This window comes from Prosthecobacter sp. Pr1, from assembly GCF_057652315.1.
In genome coordinates this window covers 1-15859 of sequence record NZ_JBYFBS010000039.1, presented here as the reverse complement: position 1 = coordinate 15859, position 15859 = coordinate 1, and the positions used below count along the sequence as shown (strand labels likewise).

The following is a 15859-nucleotide window of genomic DNA, read 5'->3' as shown; positions in this document are numbered from 1 at the left end:
CGCCAATCAGATTCCCTTCACCACGGGTGGCTACGGCATGAACGACATCCAGCAGCTCACTCTTGGCGTCAACACCAACCTCGGCCCGATCAACCTGGCTTCGAGCGCGAACTATGACCTCGTCAACGGCGGCTGGTACTTCGACATCACCGCCAAGTCCACCATCGCCGTGACCGATGCCATCAGCATCGTCCCACACGCGGGTCTGGGCTATGGCCTCAACTACAATGCTGGCTGGACCCAGGCTTCCCGCAACCTCTACGGTGGCGGCGGTCTCTTCGGCCAGAGCGCTGCCCAGGGCGGCATCAGCGGCTGGACCGCACTCAACGTTGGCGTTGATTTCCCAATCAAGCTCAACAGCCGTGCGACCCTCACCCCTTATGTGGCTTTCAACCTGCCAATGGGCCCGATGAAGAACATGGCTCATTCCGCTACGAACCCCTATGCACCCTTCCCTGGCGTTCCCGGTGGTCCTGCCACCGCTTTCCAGAGCGTTGTTTATTACGGCGTGACCCTCAGCGTCCGCTTCTAATTCAGATCGTTCTCTGAACGACTCAACCCTTCAAGGTTAACCTCCCGGCGCAAGCCGGGAGGTTTTTTTGTGCCTCAATGCGAGGCCGCTTCACACACATTTTAAACAATACCCCTCGCCTCTCTGCTTGTGCAGCGGTTTCAGAGCAAGCCGGCCCACCGTAGATTGGGTGCGGCAACAGCCCGCCCGACCATCAACGTGCGAACACACCTGAGACCTCGAAGTAGACACGTCGCGTTTGATGACAGCTCGGAAACGCCCTGACCACCCTCTTAAAAGATGTCCGGCTCCGGCACCGCCGGCCCGTATTGCAGGAAGTCAAAGTCCGCCCCCTGATCCGCCTGCGTCACATGCTCCACATAGAGCTTCGCATACCCGCGATGGTATCGCGCCGGCGCAGGTTTCCAGGCCGCACGCCTCTGCTCCAGCTCCGCATCGCTCACATGCAGATGCAGTTTCCGGTTCGGCACATCCAGCTCAATGAGGTCTCCCGTCTTCACCAGTGCCAGCGGTCCACCCACAGCGCTTTCCGGCGCGATGTGCAGTACGCACGCCCCGTAGCTCGTGCCGCTCATACGGCAGTCGCTCAGGCGCACCATGTCACGGATGCCCTGCATGATCAGCTTCTTCGGAATCGGCAGCTGCCCCCACTCCGGCATCCCCGGCGCACCCACCGGCCCCGCATTGCGCAGAATCAAGACACTGTCCTTCGTCACATCCAGATCCATGTCATCGATGTTCTTTTTGAGCTCGGCATAGCTGTCAAACACCAGCGCAGGCCCCGTGTGTGTGCACAGCTCCTTCGTGGCCGCCGCATGTTTGATCACCGCACCATCTGGGCAAAGATTACCGCGCAGGATCGCCGTGCCACCATCCGGCTGCAGCGCATTGGCCGGCGTGCGGATCACATCCTCATTGTGAATGATCGCATCTTCGATGTCCTCACCCAGCGTCTTGCCGGTGATCGTCGGCACATCCGTGTGCAGCAACTCGCGCATGCCATTGAGCAACGCACGCAGACCACCGGCCAAAAAGAACTCCTCCATCAAATACTTGCCCGCAGGCCGCATGTTTGCCAGCAGCGGAATCTTCCGGCTGATCTCGTCAAATTTTTCCAGTGGCAGCTTGATCCCAAGACGTCCCGCCATCGCCACCAGATGCACGATCGCATTCGTGCTGCCACCCAGCGCCATGTCCACCGCAATGGCATTTTCAAACGAGCGCTCGCTCACGATGCCCGACGGCTTGCGGTCCAGCCATACGTTCTCCACGATCTGCCTTCCAGCCGCCGCCGCGATGCGTGTATGCGCGCTGTCCACCGCAGGAATCGAAGACGCCCCCGGAATGCAAAGCCCCAGCGTCTCCGCCAGCGCTGTCAGCGTGCTCGCCGTGCCCATCGTCATGCAGTGCCCCGGACTGCGCGCGATGCCGTCTTCGATCTCGCACCACTGCTCCCAGCTCAGATTGCCCGCGCGCTTCTCATCCCAGTACTTCCACACGTCGCTGCCGCTGCCCAGCGTGTCGCCGCGCCAGTTGCCCTTGATCATCGGGCCGCACGGCATGTAGATCACCGGAATGTCCATGCTGAACGCCCCCATCAGCAGCCCCGGCGTGGACTTGTCACAGCCACCCAGCAGCACCGCTCCATCGATCGGATTCGCCCGCAGCATTTCCTCCGTCTCCATCGCCAAAAAATTGCGGTGAAACATCGCCGTCGGCTTCGTCAGCATCTCCCCCGCAGACATCACCGGAACTTCCATCGGATGCCCGCCCGCCTGCAAAATACCGCGCTTCACCGCATCCGCCGTCAGCCGCAAATGCATGTGGCAGGAGTTCAGATCACTCCACGTGTTCAGAATGCCAATGACCGGCTTGCCTACGATGTCCTCACTCCCCCACCCCGCCTGCTTCGCGCGCGAGCGATGACCAAAGGATCTCAATTCATCACGGCCATACCAGCGCCAGGAGCGAAGTTGTTCAGGAGTTTTGCGAGTAAGAGTGTTTTCAGAAGCCATCGGTAAAAGGAATAACAAGATTCGCGTGCATTAACAGGCTGGATTTCTCCCGGTCAAATCGTCCTCGCACTTTCCCGCCCCTCCTCCAGCCTCACCTCCATTCCGGTTTCGTGTATTCAGTGTATTCCGTGGTTAAAAAAACTCTGCCCCCTCTGCATCTCCGCTCCTCTGCGGCAAAATTCGAACGACCCCATCGCCTCCTGCAAACTCAGCCCATGCGTCCGATTCCACCCAAATCACGTCCGACATCGCTCTTGTCCTTTCTCCGTAGCTTCTGCTACAACCAAGCACCCACCATGCGCCCGCTGCTTTCCCTCTCTCTCTGCCTTCTCACCCTCAATCTCCTTGCCGCAGGCAAAGAGCTCGAAGGCGAACGCGCCGCCGCCTCCACCGTCTGCCCCCCACCTGAAGAAGCCCGCGCCAAAATGTCCGTGCCGGATGGCTACGAGGTCCGCTGCTTCGCCCATGAACCCATGGTGCAGAATCCCGTCGCCATGACCTGGGATCATCGCGGCCGCCTCTGGATCGTCGAAGCCTACGAATACCCCGAAGGCACGCCCCTTCCTGAAAACCAGCGCCCCTTCGGCGGCGAAGCCAAGGACGATCAGTACCACCCCATGCCCAAGCTCGGCGACAAGATCCCCCGCGATCGCGTCATCATCCTCGAAGACACCGACAACGACGGCACTGCCGACAAGCGCACCGTCTTCGTCGAAGGACTGAACCTCGCCAGCGCCATCATCTGCGGAGACGACGGCATCTACGTTGGCCAGCAGCCCCACCTCATCCACTTCCGCGATGAAAATGGCGACGACAAACCCGACGCCTGGCGCGTCATCCTTACCGGCTTCGGCCGCGAAGACACCCACGAGCTCGTCAACAGCTTCACCTGGGGCCCCGACGGCTGGCTCTACATGACCCACGGCGTCTTCACCAACAGCAAAGTCCGCCGCCCCGACCAGCCCGAAAACGAAGGCTTCAAGTTCGACGCCGGCATCGGCCGCGCCCGCCCCACATCGCGCGAAAAAGAAGGTCAGTGGGAATTCGAAGTCTTCGCCGACGGCACCAGCAATCCCTGGGGCTGCGACTACGACGCCGCAGGCAACTTCTTCGTCAGCGCCTGCGTCATTGATCACTTCTTCCACATGGCCCCCGGCGGCATCTACGTGCGCCAGGGCGGCGCGCCAGAAAACCCCTACGCCTACGAGCTCCTCCCCAGCATCGTAAAGCACAAGCACTTCCGCGCCGCCTACGCCGGCATTCAAATCTATCAGGGCGGCCGCTACCCCGCAGACACCCACGGCCACGCCTTCATCGGCAACATCCACGACAACGCCATCCACGAAGAAGTCCTCACGCCCGTCGGTGCCACCTTCAAATGCGAGCCCCGCCGCGACTTCCTCCGCGCCAACAACGGCTGGTTCCGTCCCGTCAGCACCCAGACCGGCCCCGATGGCTTCCTCTGGATCATGGACTGGTGCGACAAATACCCCTGCTACCAAAACGCCAAAGCCAACCCCGAAGGCGTCGACCGCGAACGCGGCCGCATCTGGCGCGTCGTCACCACCGACGCAAAATCCAACACCACACGCGAGCGCACCGACCTCAACCTCATGAAACTCCCCACCGATGATTTGGTGGATACACTTGAGCATTCCAACAGCTGGATGCGCCGCATGGCCCGCAGAGTCCTCGTCGAAAAGAGCGATCAGGAAGACGCCGTCGCACCCGTGGCCACCCTCGCAAACTCCGCCGCCAACAACGCCTCCAGCCGTCTCGATGCCTTGTGGACCTTGCTCCAAATCGATCACGGCGCACGCACCTCCTCAGCATTGGAAAATGCGGCAAAATCCAAATTCCCTTCCCTGCGCGCCTGGGCCGCACGCAACGTCGGCGACACCGTCGCTCGCACCGCTTTTCGCGAAGGCATGAACGTCGGCATCCCCGCTTACCTGGAAAAGCTCGCCGCTGACAGCGAACCCTCCGTGCGCCTTTCCGCCGCCATTGCCCTCCGCCAATGCAGCGCCCGCAGACTCACCGTGGACGGCCGCAAAAGCGACGGCTTCCGTCTCGCCTGGCCAAACCTGTTTGATGCCATCTTCAAAAGCTCAGCCCAAAACGCCGACCCCGTGCTGGCCCTCTCCATCTGGCAGAGCTTCGAACCCGTGCTCGCTGCCAATCCCGTGTTTTGGACCGACTGGCTCTCCGACTCCGCACCTCAGTTCCAGCCTCTCTCCCAGCCGCTGGTCCACAAATCCATGCGCCGCCTCTGCGACACTCGCAAAGCATCCAGCATCACCCTCGCCGTCGACTTCTGCGAGAAGATCGAACTTCATGACATCCTCCTCGCCAACGCCCTCGACGGCCTCGTCAAAGGCCAGGAAGGCGGCGTGATTAAACCTGCAAAAGATGTGTCCGCTCAGCTCGACAGATGGCGGCATCACAAGCGCATCGACGTCAGCAGTTCCGCGCAGACCCTCGCCGTCCTCTGGGGCGATGAAGCCGCAGTGAAGGAAACGATCGTCGCCCTGCATGATGCCAGGAAGCCCGAGAAAGAACGCATCGCCATCCTGCAATCCTTGCGCAAAGTCCGCACCGACACCGTGAAGGAAGGCCTCAAACCCCTCCTCACACCGCAAACCTCCACCGCACTCGCCGTCGCCGCCATCCGCGCCGCCGCAGACCTCGGCGGCGATGACTTCATCGCCCCGCTCCTCCAGCAGGCTGCTTCCAAAGACTTCAGCATTCGCATCGCCGCCATCGAAGCCCTCAGTGGCCGCACCACCTGGACCCAGGCCATGCTCAACGCCATCGCCGAAGGCAATGTCAGCCCCACCGGCTTCCCCGTTCCCGTCCGCCGCGCCCTCGCCACCAGCAAGGACAAAGCCATTCGCGATCTCGCCTTCAAAGTCCTCGGTGCCTGGAAAGATTCCTCCGATGATGTGAAGTCCCTCATCGCCCAGAAGAAGCAAGCCTGCCTCACCGGCGAACCCGATCTCGCCAACGGCAAACTCATCTTCACCTCCACCTGCATGGTCTGCCACGAGTTCCACGGCGGCGGCCAAAAAGTCGGCCCCGACCTCATCGGCAGCGGCCGCAGCAATCTCGACGCCATCCTCGCCAACGTCATCGATCCCAACCAGATCATCGGCAACGGCTACGAAAACTTCACCGTCTCCACCAAGGACGGCCGCACCCTCGCCGGACGCGTCGTCGAAGACACCCCCTCCCACGTCAAACTCCTTGGCGCTGGCGGAGCCACGCAGATCGTCCCGCGTGATCAAGTCGCCACCCTCACCAACACCAAGCAGAGCCTCATGCCCATGGGCTTTGGCAATTTCCCCGACACCGCTTTCCGCGATCTCGTCTGGTATGTCCTCGCCCCGCCGGAAGAAGGCCCGCTGACCAAGGAGAAAAAAGACCTGCTCATCAAAGGCGTCGAAGACACCGGCACCACCAAACCCAAAGGCCCCAGCTCACGTGCCATCGACTGGGAAAGCGTCAGCCTTTGGAATCCCGAATGGAAAGTCAGCGCCCCCGACTTCGAACGCACCCCAGTCAAACTCGGCGAGTACTACGGCCAGAAAAACGTCCTCCTCATTCACCCCTTCCCCGACAAAAAAACACCCGCCAGCTTCGAGCGCAAACTCAAGGTCGAGCCCGGCAAAACCAAGCTCACCGCCACCGTCGCTGCCGACGACCGCGGCGACTGGACCCTCAAGGCCGTCGTCAACGGCACCGTGATCAAAGAGCTGACCGTCGACCACGAAAAACCCCGCTGGAAAACAGTCGAAATCGATCTCTCCAAATTCACCGGCCAGGAAGTCACCCTCCGCCTCGAAGCCCACGCCAACGGCTGGAGCATGGAATTCGCCTACTGGAGCAACATTACCTTGGAGTGACGAATACACACACTGTGGAGACTTGTACAATCAGCTCATACCACGATCCTCTGAAAACAGGTCTGTCTCTCCACCGGTGAAGCCTCTGCCCTCGAAACGGTGCACGGCATTTTTCAGATCCAGATGACAGGTGAGAGAAATCACACGCCAGGAATTGTGCACTTGGGGGCGGGAGCTTTGAAAAGGGGGGCATGCGATGTGATGGCAGCCCACGCGGGGACGAAGGATTCCAGGGACGCGCACAGCACATCCCTACCCTCCAAAGCAGCGCGTGCCGCAGGGCTGGTAGGGAACCGCTGTGCGGGTCCGACGTTTCGGGTCTGTGGCGTCACGGGCGCTCAAAAAGGTGCGCCGTCCGTCGCATTTGGAGAGGGGGGGCATCCAGACTCCTTTTCAACTGCTGAGGGTATCACATCCCCGTCTTGAAGGCCAACGGCCTTCCGAATCATAGCGAAGGGATGCCGAGCCTCGGCGAGGCTTCCCTGGTACTAGACATCCCCCTCCGGACAGCAAACCCAGCGTCATCTCCACACACCGCGTCCACCAGCAGCGTCAACCCGCCGTTCCGTTTCGCCTTTGCATGTCGGTGGCTGCGGCCATTGGGTTGACGCATGCCTCGCACGCCCAGCCATGCTGGCAGAATTTCCTCTGTCGCAAGCGCCCGAAATCATGCAGGATGCCGCCATGCGTTGCGCCCCCGCACTTCTTTCCCTTCTGGCCGTCAGCGTGAGTCTTCACGCGGCCCCTCCGTCCCCTGCCCCGCCAGCGGCTGCACCAGCGCCCGCTCCGGCCCCCAAACCTGAGACCAAGCCCGCACCCAAAGCAGAACCAAAGACAGATCCCAAGGTCCCCGCAGCCCCGCTTGCGAAGCCGCCACCCGAAGACGCCTACGTACAAATGGAGATGCTCACCCGCGCCATGGAAATGGTGCGGCAGAACTACGTGGATGACTCCAAGATCACCTACGCCGAGCTCGTCGAAGGCGCGCTGGAAGGCATGCTCCACAAGCTGGACCCTCATTGCGAGTACATGGGCAAGTCCCTCTTTGAAGACATGCAGCGTGAGCAGAGCGACACCTCCGAAGGCATCGGCATCACCATCGCCCTGCGCCAGAGCATCCTGACCATCATCACCGTCCGCGAAGACGGCCCTGCCGCTGCGGCAGGCGTCCTTTCGGGCGATCAACTCGTGCGCATCAACGAAGTGCTGACCGACTCCGTGGGCATCGCCGAGGCCATGCAGCTTCTCAAAGGCAAGGCCGGCGATGAAGTCAGCCTCACCGTCCGCCGCCCCGGCACCAAGCAGTTCTTGGAATTCAAAGTGAAGCATGAAACACTCACCGAGACCTCCCTGCATGATCCCATGCTGCTCTCGCCAAAGATGGCGGGCCCTTACAAAATCGGCTACGCACGCATCTCACAGTACAACCAGCCCACCGCACGCGAGCTGAGCAAGGCGCTCGACGAACTCGAAAAACAAGGCATGAAGGCCTTCGTTCTCGATCTGCGCAACAACCCCGGCGGCCTCGTGGACAGCGCCGTGGCCGTATGCGGCGAGTTCCTTCCCGAAGGCACCGTGGTGGTCACCACCGAGGGCCGCGTCGCCTCGCAAAACCCGCCCCCCTTCCGCACCCCTTCTCGCAATGGCAAAGAGCCGCGCAAGTATCCCATCGCGGTTCTCATCAATCAGGGCAGCGCCAGCGCCTCCGAAATCACCGCAGGCGCCCTGCAGGACTTGAAGCGCGCCATCATCGTCGGCACCACCAGCTTCGGCAAAGGCAGCGTGCAGACCATTCTCCCCATGAAAAACGGAGCCGCCATGCGCCTCACCACCGCCAAGTACTACACCCCCAGCCATCGCACCATTCACGAGGCCGGCGTCGAGCCCAACATCGTCTCCGCCCTCACCTCCGAAGAAGAACTCCGCATCGCCAAATGGCGCGCCTCCCACGGCACCGGCGAAGCCGCCGCACTGGAACTCGCCAACCTCGGCGACAAACAACTCGAACGCGCCGTCGATTCCCTCAAAGGCGTCCTCGTCTTCGATGCCTTCGTCGCCCCCTCTCTCGCCCCCGCAGCGAAGCCGTTGGAAAGGTAGTCATCGCTTCCATCAGCGTGAGCACGCCGTTCGTAGGATGGCTGTGGCGACAGCCCGCCCGTCCATCAGCGTGCGGAAAACACACCAGTGCCCGTCCTCAGGCTAAGAGCCCGCCGGCGAGACATCCGCTACTCCAGCAACCCCCGCGCAATGATCGCATCCACCGGATTGTGATCATCTGTAAAAACATAGCTCGACCGCGGCACCGTGCCCGCAGGCACATGCGTGCGAATCAGCTGTTCCTGCCAGGAACCTTGCTTCACATAGCGGTCCACAATCAGCGGCTTCAAATCTTCGCGTGAGGCCATGAGGATCACATTCTGCGTCTCATCACGACGGTAACCCACGGCAAAAACCTCCACATAAGGAAACGCTTTCCGCACCGTGGCGATCATGCCCGAGGTCAGCTCCGCCTTCGGGCCGGAGATGGAGGCGATCAGGTTCATGATAAAGACCCCCTTCGGTTCCAGATGATCCGCGATCTGCTGATAAAACTCCTGCGTCGCAAGGTGCGGCGGGATCTGCCGGATGCCGTTGTACGCATCGCCAAAAATCAGGTCCCACTTCTTGCCCTCATTCTGCAGCAGATACCGGCGCGCATCCCCCGCATGCGCCTTCACATGGGGATGCTCGTCCAGCTTGAAAAACTTGCGCCCGACTTCGATCACCTGCGGGTCAATCTCCACCACATCGACGGCAGCCTCAGGAAATTCACGCGACACATTCTCCGGCATGCCAAAGGCCCCCGCTCCAATAAACAGCGCACTTCCCACCTTCGCCGGCTCGCGCAGCATCGCCAGCTTCCAGTATTGCTGATACGGCAGAATCAGATCGCCGGTGTTCGCGTCCATGCCGCCTTCCATCGTCGAATCCAGCTGGAGAATCCGGCGCTTCACATTGCCCTCGCTTCGCTCACTGACTTCGATGTGATGATAAAACGACTCATGCTCATAGATTACGCCCGGCTTAGGTTTCGGTGCCGTCATCCAGCTCATGCCAAAGGCAAACAGTCCGCTTAAAATCACCGGGGCCTGCTGCTTCAGCGTGTTCTTGGCCAGTACGAATGCCGCAATGGCCAGCAGCATCAGCAGCGTCGCCGTGCCGAAAAAGATGCTGCGCACCCCGAAGGTGGAGAGCAGGAAAAAGCCGGAGAGAAAGGTGCCCACAAAACTGCCCAGCGATCCCAGCATGCTGATCGTGCCCGCAGCCGCACCCACGTGCGTGTCCTTCAGTGTCAGGCTGTAAAAGCGCACCGCAGCCGGTGACACGGCCCCCAGCAGGATTCCAGGAATCGCAAACAGCAGCAGCGAAATCATCACAGGCCCCGCAATGAGGCCCTGCGCACTCATCCCCACAGCAAAGACCGTGTGCAGCGCCGGGATGAAAAAAGTCAGTACCGCAGATCCTGCCAGCAGCCAGCCGAGAAGATCGAGCGCCATCTTGCGGTCTGCCAGATGTCCCCCGAGGTATCCCCCTGCACTGAACGCGATCAAGATCACCCCGATCAAAGCCGTCCAGGTGTACACGCTGTTGCCAAAGAACGGCGCCAGCAGGCGGTAGGCGCAGATTTCAATGACCATCATCGCTGCCCCGGCCAGGAAGCAGGAAATTCCCAGAAAGAGGCGCGTGCCACGTGTCGCGGCTGCATTCTCTGCCGAAGCGGCGGAAGATTTGGAAGGTGTGTGGGACATTCGTTTTTCGCGGTCAGTCGTTGTAAAAGACAAGGCTCATGATCTTCCACCCGGTGGAGGTTTTGATGAGCGTGAAACAATCGGTGCCGAGCGTGATGTCGGCTCCCTTCGTGAGCTTCCACCGCACGCTGGCCTGCGCAGTGCGCTCATCGCTGAGGATTTTCATGTCCGTTGGCACCTCGGTCATCGGCACCGTGGTGGTGGCATGGCTGAGTTTCTGGCCATGCAGAAAGTCCGTCAGCCCCTGGCTCTGCGGAATGCCCTGATGCACGAAGACAATGCGCGCCTGCTCGTGAAAGCAGCCGCCGTAACCGTCCATGTCCTTGGCAGACCAGGTGGAAAAGTAATGCGTGAGGAACTCGCGCACGTCAGCAGAGTCAGTCTTGGACTCCGCCTGGCAGCCCATGAGCATGAGGGCTAAAACAAGGAACGACACATGCCGCATGACAAATACCATCGGCTTCAAACGCATGCTTGTTTCGTCATTCGTCATACGGATTTCGTCATTGGCGCTCAGCGCCCGTTATTCCTCCGCGAAGGCCTCTTCTTTGACTCCGATCACACTCAGGATGCGGTTCAAATCTTCCACCCCGTAGTAGTCAATCTCAATGCGGCCCTTCTTCTCGGCGTGATGAATGCTCACGTTCGTGGTCAGATGCTGAATCAGCTTCTGCTCCACGGCTTCAATGGCACGCATCAGGTCCGTCTCCGTGGGCTTCGGCTGGGGCGGCGGCGGCGGATGCAGGATGGCATCGATCGCTTTTTCCGTGGCGCGAACCGTCAGGCTCTTCGCCACGATCTGCTGCGCCAGACGCTCCTGCGCATCATGCTGCTTCAGCATCAGCAGCACCTTGGCATGCCCGGTGGAAATCTTCGTCGCGATCAGCATGTCGCGGATGCTCTCCGGCAGTTCCAGCAGTCGCATCGTGTTGGCCACCGTCGCACGGTTCTTGCCCACACGCTGCGCGATGTCCTCCTGGCGCATCAGGAAATCCTTCGCCAGGCGTGAGTAGGCCTGCGCCTCCTCGATCGGGTTCAACCCTTCGCGCTGCAGGTTTTCAATCAGCGCCATCTCCAGCACATCCTTGTCGCTGGCTTCACGGACGATGACGGGAACTTCCTTGAGACCCAGCTCGCGGGAGGCACGGAAGCGTCGCTCACCGGCAATCAGTTCCAGCTTGCCGTTCACCCGGCGCACGATCAGCGGCTGGATGATGCCGTGCTCGCGGATGGACTCCATCAGCTCCGTGAGCATCTCCGGCTGGAATTCTTTGCGCGGCTGCAGCGGGCTCGGGACGATCTGGTCCAGCGTCACGCGATTCACCACGTCTCCAGGGGCTGGCTGTGCGAGTGCAGGCAGACGCGACACTCCAGACACCGATGAGGATGCCGAAATGAGTGCGCCGAGTCCTTTGCCGAGAGCCGCTTTTGCCATATGGGAGGGCGAGACTAGGGAGTACCCGGGACGATGCAAATCGGAATCGCGGCGAATGTGCGACCGCCTCATCCAAAGCTTTACCAATGTCAAATATCGTTCCATCTGATGGCTATGAAAAGCATGACAGGATTTGGCCGGGGCGAATCACAGCGCGCCGGCGTGACGTGGAGCGTGGAATGCAGCTCCGTGAACCGCAAACAGCTCGAAGTCGCGGTCAATCTCCCCCGTGAGCTCTCCGAGCTGGAAAACGCCGTCCGCACCGAGGTCTCCGCCGCCGTCTCCCGTGGCCGGGTGAATGTCGCCGTTCGCCGGGAAACAGGGGCAGCAGGAGCCGAGGCCGTCCGGGTCGATCAGGATCTCGCGTCTCATTATTACCACGCCCTGCACGCCCTCGCCTTAAAGCTGGACGTCCCTCCTAACATCACCTTGACCGACATCACCCGCCTGCCCGGCGTGATCACCCAGGCCCAGGCAGAAATCGCCACCGAAGACGCCTGGCCCTCCATTCAGGAGGCCCTGGCTGCTGCCCTGAAGCAATTGAACACCATGCGCAGCACCGAAGGCACCAGCCTCCGCAGCGACATCGAAGCACGCCTCGCCGTCATCGAATCCTTGCTCGACTCCATCCGCGCCAAAGCCGCCACCGTCCCCGAGTACCAGCGCAAAGTCCTGCGCCAGCGCCTGGAAGACGCCGGCCTGCCCCTTCCGCTGGATGACGAGCGCCTCGTCAAAGAAATCGCCCTCTTCGCGGACCGCACAGACATCTCCGAAGAGCTCACCCGCGCCGCCAGCCATGTGCAGCAGTTCCGCTCCTACCTCGCCAGCGACACCCCCGCCGGACGCAGCCTCGATTTTCTACTTCAGGAATTCTTCCGCGAGTTCAACACCATGGGCTCCAAGTGCAACAACGCCGAAATCGCCCACCACGTCGTCACCGCCAAGACCGAACTCGAAAAAATCCGCGAGCAGGTCCAGAACGCCGAGTGAGCATTCAAGATTGCCCCCAAAACATCCAAGTTGTCTCTGGCCTGTCCTTTCAGTCGTTTCCGTCCCTTCTGTCCTTCACACAGGGCAGAAAAAAGCCCCAGCATCCAGCATCCAGCCCCCTCACGAAGCCCCCGGCTTCGGCAGCCCCTTCGGCACCGATTTCGGAGCCTCCGCCGGCTTCGCCTTGCCATCCTCAGGCAGCCAAGCCTCTGGCGCACCGGCCTTGACCATCACATCACGCAGCATGACGCGCCCGCCATCCCGGTGCTTGCACTCCTCCGCCGCCGCCATGAAGGCGTAAATTTCCAGTGTCTGCTTCGGTGCTACAGGCGCCTGCTTCGTCTGGAAAAATTTCACGATCTCACGTAGCATCGGCGTGTAGTCGCCTTCAGACTTCTGCTCGGTGATCTGCTTGTCCCCAAAACGAATCAGCTTGTACGCCATCGCTCCTTCATGGATCGCCTGCAGCGTCCCGGTGCGCCCCCCGGACCAAAGCCCCGTAACGATGGATTCTGACGTCGTGGTCGTCCGAGTGACGGACAGGCACCCGGCCCCCATGACGGTAAAAAGCGCCTCCGTCGGGTGAATCCCATAGAAAAACAGGTCCGGGTGGTGCGGCAGCACATGCGCCGGACCATAGGAGATGACGCTGCGCGCCGGAGTCGGCTCCGCGTTGGCCACTTCCAGTACGCCCGGATACCACCGCACTGCGGAGGCACTGAACACCGGCACCTGCGCCGCTGCCGCCAGCTTGTAGATTTCCACAGCATCCTTCAGGGAGGCCGCCACCGGCTTGTCCATGAAGACCGGCTTGCCTGCGGCAATGATCTGCTTCATCTGCTCCAGACGCGGCCTGCCTTCGAGGCTCAGCAGCAGGATGGCATCCACATCTTTGCAGGCCTCCGCCACACTGCCCACGATGCGCACGCCAAACTTGTCGCGCACCGTGGCCGTAAAGCCTTCGATGCGCGTCTTGCTCTCCTCAATGTCCGGGCTCCCGCCAGGGAAGGCCACCACCACCCGCGCACCGGGAATGTGGTTCGGGTTCGCAGGGTCGTTCAGGCGCAGCGTGAACTGCTCTGAATGCGAGGTGTCGAGCCCGATGATGCCGATGCGTAGGTCGTCTGCCATGAGGGTGGTGCTGAGCAGCGCCGCCACACATCCCATGACGAGGATGAGCTGATCTCGGAGACGGCAGGTCGGTCGCATGCCTGTAAAATGCAGGCTCGGGGGTCAAAGCGCAACTGTTGAGTCGCTTGACCGTCTCGCCCGCCCCGCTAGTCTCGCACCATGGATACCGTCAGACTTGGCATCGTTGGGCTTGGAAACATGGGCAAGGCACACCTTGCGAACATTCGCGCGGGCAAAATCCCCGGCCTGCGCGTCACCGCTTTGTGCGAGAGCGTCGGCACCCTGCCGAACCTCACCGAAGGCGAAAAAGCCTTCACCGACGTCAACCTGATGATGCGCAGCGGCCACATCGACGCCATTCTCATCTGCACGCCTCACTTCAGCCACACCACCATCGGTATCGCAGCACTCCAGGCCGGCCTCCACGTCCTCGTGGAAAAGCCCATCTCCGTCCACAAAGCCGACTGCGAGCGCCTCATCGCCGCCCACACGGACAAGAACAAGATCTTCGCCGCCATGTTCAACATGCGCACCAACGCCTGCTTCAAGAAGGTCAAGGACCTCATCGAAAGCGGTGAAATCGGCGCCGTCCGCCGCGTCCATTGGGAAGTCACCAACTGGTTCCGCACCAATTATTACTACGCCACCGGCGGCTGGCGCGGCACCTGGAAGGGCGAAGGCGGCGGCGTGCTCATGAACCAGTGCCCTCACAATCTGGATCTCTTCCAGTGGCTCTTCGGCATGCCGCAGAAAGTGCGCGGCTTCTGCCAGTTCGGCCGCTTCCATGAGATCGAAGTCGAGGACGATGTCACCGCCATCATGCAGTATGACAATGGCACCACCGCCACCTTCGTCACCAGCACCGGCGAAGCCCCCGGCATCAACAAGCTCGAAATCTCCGCCGAGCAGGGCCGCCTCACCGTCACCGACGGCACCCGCATCCACTTCCAGCGCAACCGCCAGCAGATGAGCAAATTCTGCATGGAAGCCGAAGCCGCCTTCGCCATGCCCGAAAGCTGGCACATGGACATCCATGTGGATCAGACCGGCGGCCAGCACATCGAGATCCTGCAAAACTTCACCAATGCCATCCTGAAAGGCGAGAAACTCCTCTCCCCCGCCGCAGAAGGCATCCGCAGCGTCGAACTCGCCAACGCCATCCTCCTCTCCACCTGGCAGGACAAAACCATCGAGCTCCCCATGTCCTCCGCCGACTACGAGCGCATCCTCATGGAGAAGGGCGAGCAATCCACCTTCCAAAAAACCAAGGTCGTCGCCAAAGCCACCTCCGACGACTTCGCCAAAAGTTTCCGCTAATAGCTCAGGCAATACTCACCAAAACAAAACGCCGCCCGGGAAACCGTGCGGCGTTTTTTGTGGTCACTAATAATCTACTCTTATGCCGTATACCACCGAACTCAAGTATGCTATCAAGGAGAAGGCCCCTCAAGTTGATCCAGAGCGTCAGTCACCAAATCTTCATCGTAATCAAAAGCTGTCCTCAGGACATCGGCATGTCGTGGACACGGTGCCAACCCGTGTAGACACGCCAATTGCCTTATAAAAGAGTCACTGCTCATCATTAAGTGGTTGTCCGCACCCCGCGTTGCAAGTCTAAGAAGATCATTTTCCTCACAAGGTATAGACGAGGACAGATTAACGCCATTTAAGACCAGTATAGCAATTCCTTGCATCTCCACCTCTTCGAAAGTTCTCAAGGATAGCACAACAGGATCTAAATTAACAGCCAGCGCTTGGGCAGCGGCTTGCACCGCATTAGTCCCAAGCTTCACTAGGGAGTCTACATTACGAGTGGCCACCGCCTCCATAACTCTCCCCACTAGATGAAGCTCTTTTACATCAAGCGCTTTTTTTGCCAGACCCAAAAGTTCATCCTTCTCCGCGATATACACCAATTGGCCTGAACAGTAACGCAACTTTGGAATGAGCCTCTTACGCTGAAAAGCGTTAGCCACTTTCATCTCTTCGATAAGCTGTATGAAATCCACTTTAGTTTGATGGCGAAGTTCTTTAGCATCTGAAAGCAGTTGTCCCACATCTGTGGT

General features: G+C 60.5%; 11 protein-coding genes. 5 read left to right on the top strand and 6 right to left on the bottom strand.

The window, feature by feature from the left end; all coding sequences use genetic code 11:
* On the top strand, positions 1 to 532 hold a 532-nt coding region (locus AC24GY_RS29135), incomplete at its 5' end, for a hypothetical protein (protein WP_487690312.1).
* Positions 533 to 804: 272 nt separating this feature from the next.
* Here the strand turns inward: AC24GY_RS29135 and araD are convergent.
* Positions 805 to 2547 (bottom strand): L-arabinonate dehydratase, encoded by a 1743-nt coding sequence (gene araD, locus AC24GY_RS29130; RefSeq protein ID WP_487690309.1) that lies wholly within the window; start codon positions 2545 to 2547, stop codon positions 805 to 807.
* Between the two features lie 296 nt (positions 2548 to 2843).
* On the opposite strand from araD, the gene AC24GY_RS29125 reads away from it, so the two are divergent.
* Both AC24GY_RS29125 and AC24GY_RS29120 read left to right on the top strand, forming a co-directional pair.
* The gene (locus AC24GY_RS29125; RefSeq protein WP_487690306.1) at positions 2844 to 6449 is read left to right on the top strand and encodes a PVC-type heme-binding CxxCH protein; all 3606 of its coding nucleotides are present in this window, start codon (positions 2844 to 2846) and stop codon (positions 6447 to 6449) included.
* Between the two features lie 630 nt (positions 6450 to 7079).
* Entirely contained in the window at positions 7080 to 8546 is a 1467-nt protein-coding gene (locus tag AC24GY_RS29120; RefSeq protein WP_487690304.1) for a S41 family peptidase, read from the top strand.
* Positions 8547 to 8674: 128 nt separating this feature from the next.
* Here the strand turns inward: AC24GY_RS29120 and AC24GY_RS29115 are convergent, their stop codons facing one another.
* Genes AC24GY_RS29115 through AC24GY_RS29105 form a run of 3 tightly spaced genes read right to left on the bottom strand, consistent with a single transcriptional unit; the run spans position 8675 to position 11672 of the window.
* The gene (locus AC24GY_RS29115) at positions 8675 to 10237 is read right to left on the bottom strand and encodes a fused MFS/spermidine synthase (protein WP_487690301.1); all 1563 of its coding nucleotides are present in this window, start codon (positions 10235 to 10237) and stop codon (positions 8675 to 8677) included.
* Between the two features lie 13 nt (positions 10238 to 10250).
* A complete protein-coding gene (locus tag AC24GY_RS29110; RefSeq protein WP_422321944.1) occupies positions 10251 to 10709 on the bottom strand; it encodes a nuclear transport factor 2 family protein in 459 nt (152 codons plus the stop codon).
* Positions 10710 to 10760: 51 nt separating this feature from the next.
* Complete coding sequence (locus AC24GY_RS29105) at positions 10761 to 11672, bottom strand: ParB/RepB/Spo0J family partition protein (RefSeq protein ID WP_422321943.1); 912 nt, start codon at positions 11670 to 11672, stop codon at positions 10761 to 10763.
* Between the two features lie 114 nt (positions 11673 to 11786).
* Here AC24GY_RS29105 and AC24GY_RS29100 point away from each other — a divergent pair, with 114 nt between their 5' ends.
* On the top strand, positions 11787 to 12662 hold the full coding sequence (locus AC24GY_RS29100) for a YicC/YloC family endoribonuclease (protein ID WP_487690297.1): 876 nt from the start codon (positions 11787 to 11789) through the stop codon (positions 12660 to 12662).
* Between the two features lie 120 nt (positions 12663 to 12782).
* Here AC24GY_RS29100 and AC24GY_RS29095 read toward each other — a convergent pair whose 3' ends face one another.
* On the bottom strand, positions 12783 to 13871 hold the full coding sequence (locus AC24GY_RS29095; protein WP_422321941.1) for a Gfo/Idh/MocA family protein: 1089 nt from the start codon (positions 13869 to 13871) through the stop codon (positions 12783 to 12785).
* Between the two features lie 81 nt (positions 13872 to 13952).
* Between AC24GY_RS29095 and AC24GY_RS29090 the strand changes: the two genes are divergently transcribed.
* Positions 13953 to 15110 (top strand): Gfo/Idh/MocA family protein, encoded by a 1158-nt coding sequence (locus AC24GY_RS29090; protein WP_487690294.1) that lies wholly within the window; start codon positions 13953 to 13955, stop codon positions 15108 to 15110.
* Between the two features lie 113 nt (positions 15111 to 15223).
* Here AC24GY_RS29090 and AC24GY_RS29085 read toward each other — a convergent pair.
* A partial coding sequence (locus AC24GY_RS29085; protein WP_487690291.1) for a hypothetical protein occupies positions 15224 to 15859 on the bottom strand: 636 nt, incomplete at its 5' end.

What these genes read in the sequence shown, in the direction of transcription:
- AC24GY_RS29095 (WP_422321941.1), bottom strand. Translation starts at nt 13,871, where the DNA reads ATGCGACCGACCTGCCGTCTCCGAGATCAGCTCATCCTCGTCATGGGA.
- AC24GY_RS29125 (WP_487690306.1), top strand. Translation starts at nt 2,844, where the DNA reads ATGCGCCCGCTGCTTTCCCTCTCTCTCTGCCTTCTCACCCTCAATCTC.
- AC24GY_RS29110 (WP_422321944.1), bottom strand. Translation starts at nt 10,709, where the DNA reads ATGCGTTTGAAGCCGATGGTATTTGTCATGCGGCATGTGTCGTTCCTT.
- araD (WP_487690309.1), bottom strand. Translation starts at nt 2,547, where the DNA reads ATGGCTTCTGAAAACACTCTTACTCGCAAAACTCCTGAACAACTTCGC.
- AC24GY_RS29090 (WP_487690294.1), top strand. Translation starts at nt 13,953, where the DNA reads ATGGATACCGTCAGACTTGGCATCGTTGGGCTTGGAAACATGGGCAAG.
- AC24GY_RS29115 (WP_487690301.1), bottom strand. Translation starts at nt 10,237, where the DNA reads ATGTCCCACACACCTTCCAAATCTTCCGCCGCTTCGGCAGAGAATGCA.
- AC24GY_RS29105 (WP_422321943.1), bottom strand. Translation starts at nt 11,672, where the DNA reads ATGGCAAAAGCGGCTCTCGGCAAAGGACTCGGCGCACTCATTTCGGCA.
- AC24GY_RS29100 (WP_487690297.1), top strand. Translation starts at nt 11,787, where the DNA reads ATGAAAAGCATGACAGGATTTGGCCGGGGCGAATCACAGCGCGCCGGC.
- AC24GY_RS29120 (WP_487690304.1), top strand. Translation starts at nt 7,080, where the DNA reads ATGCTGGCAGAATTTCCTCTGTCGCAAGCGCCCGAAATCATGCAGGAT.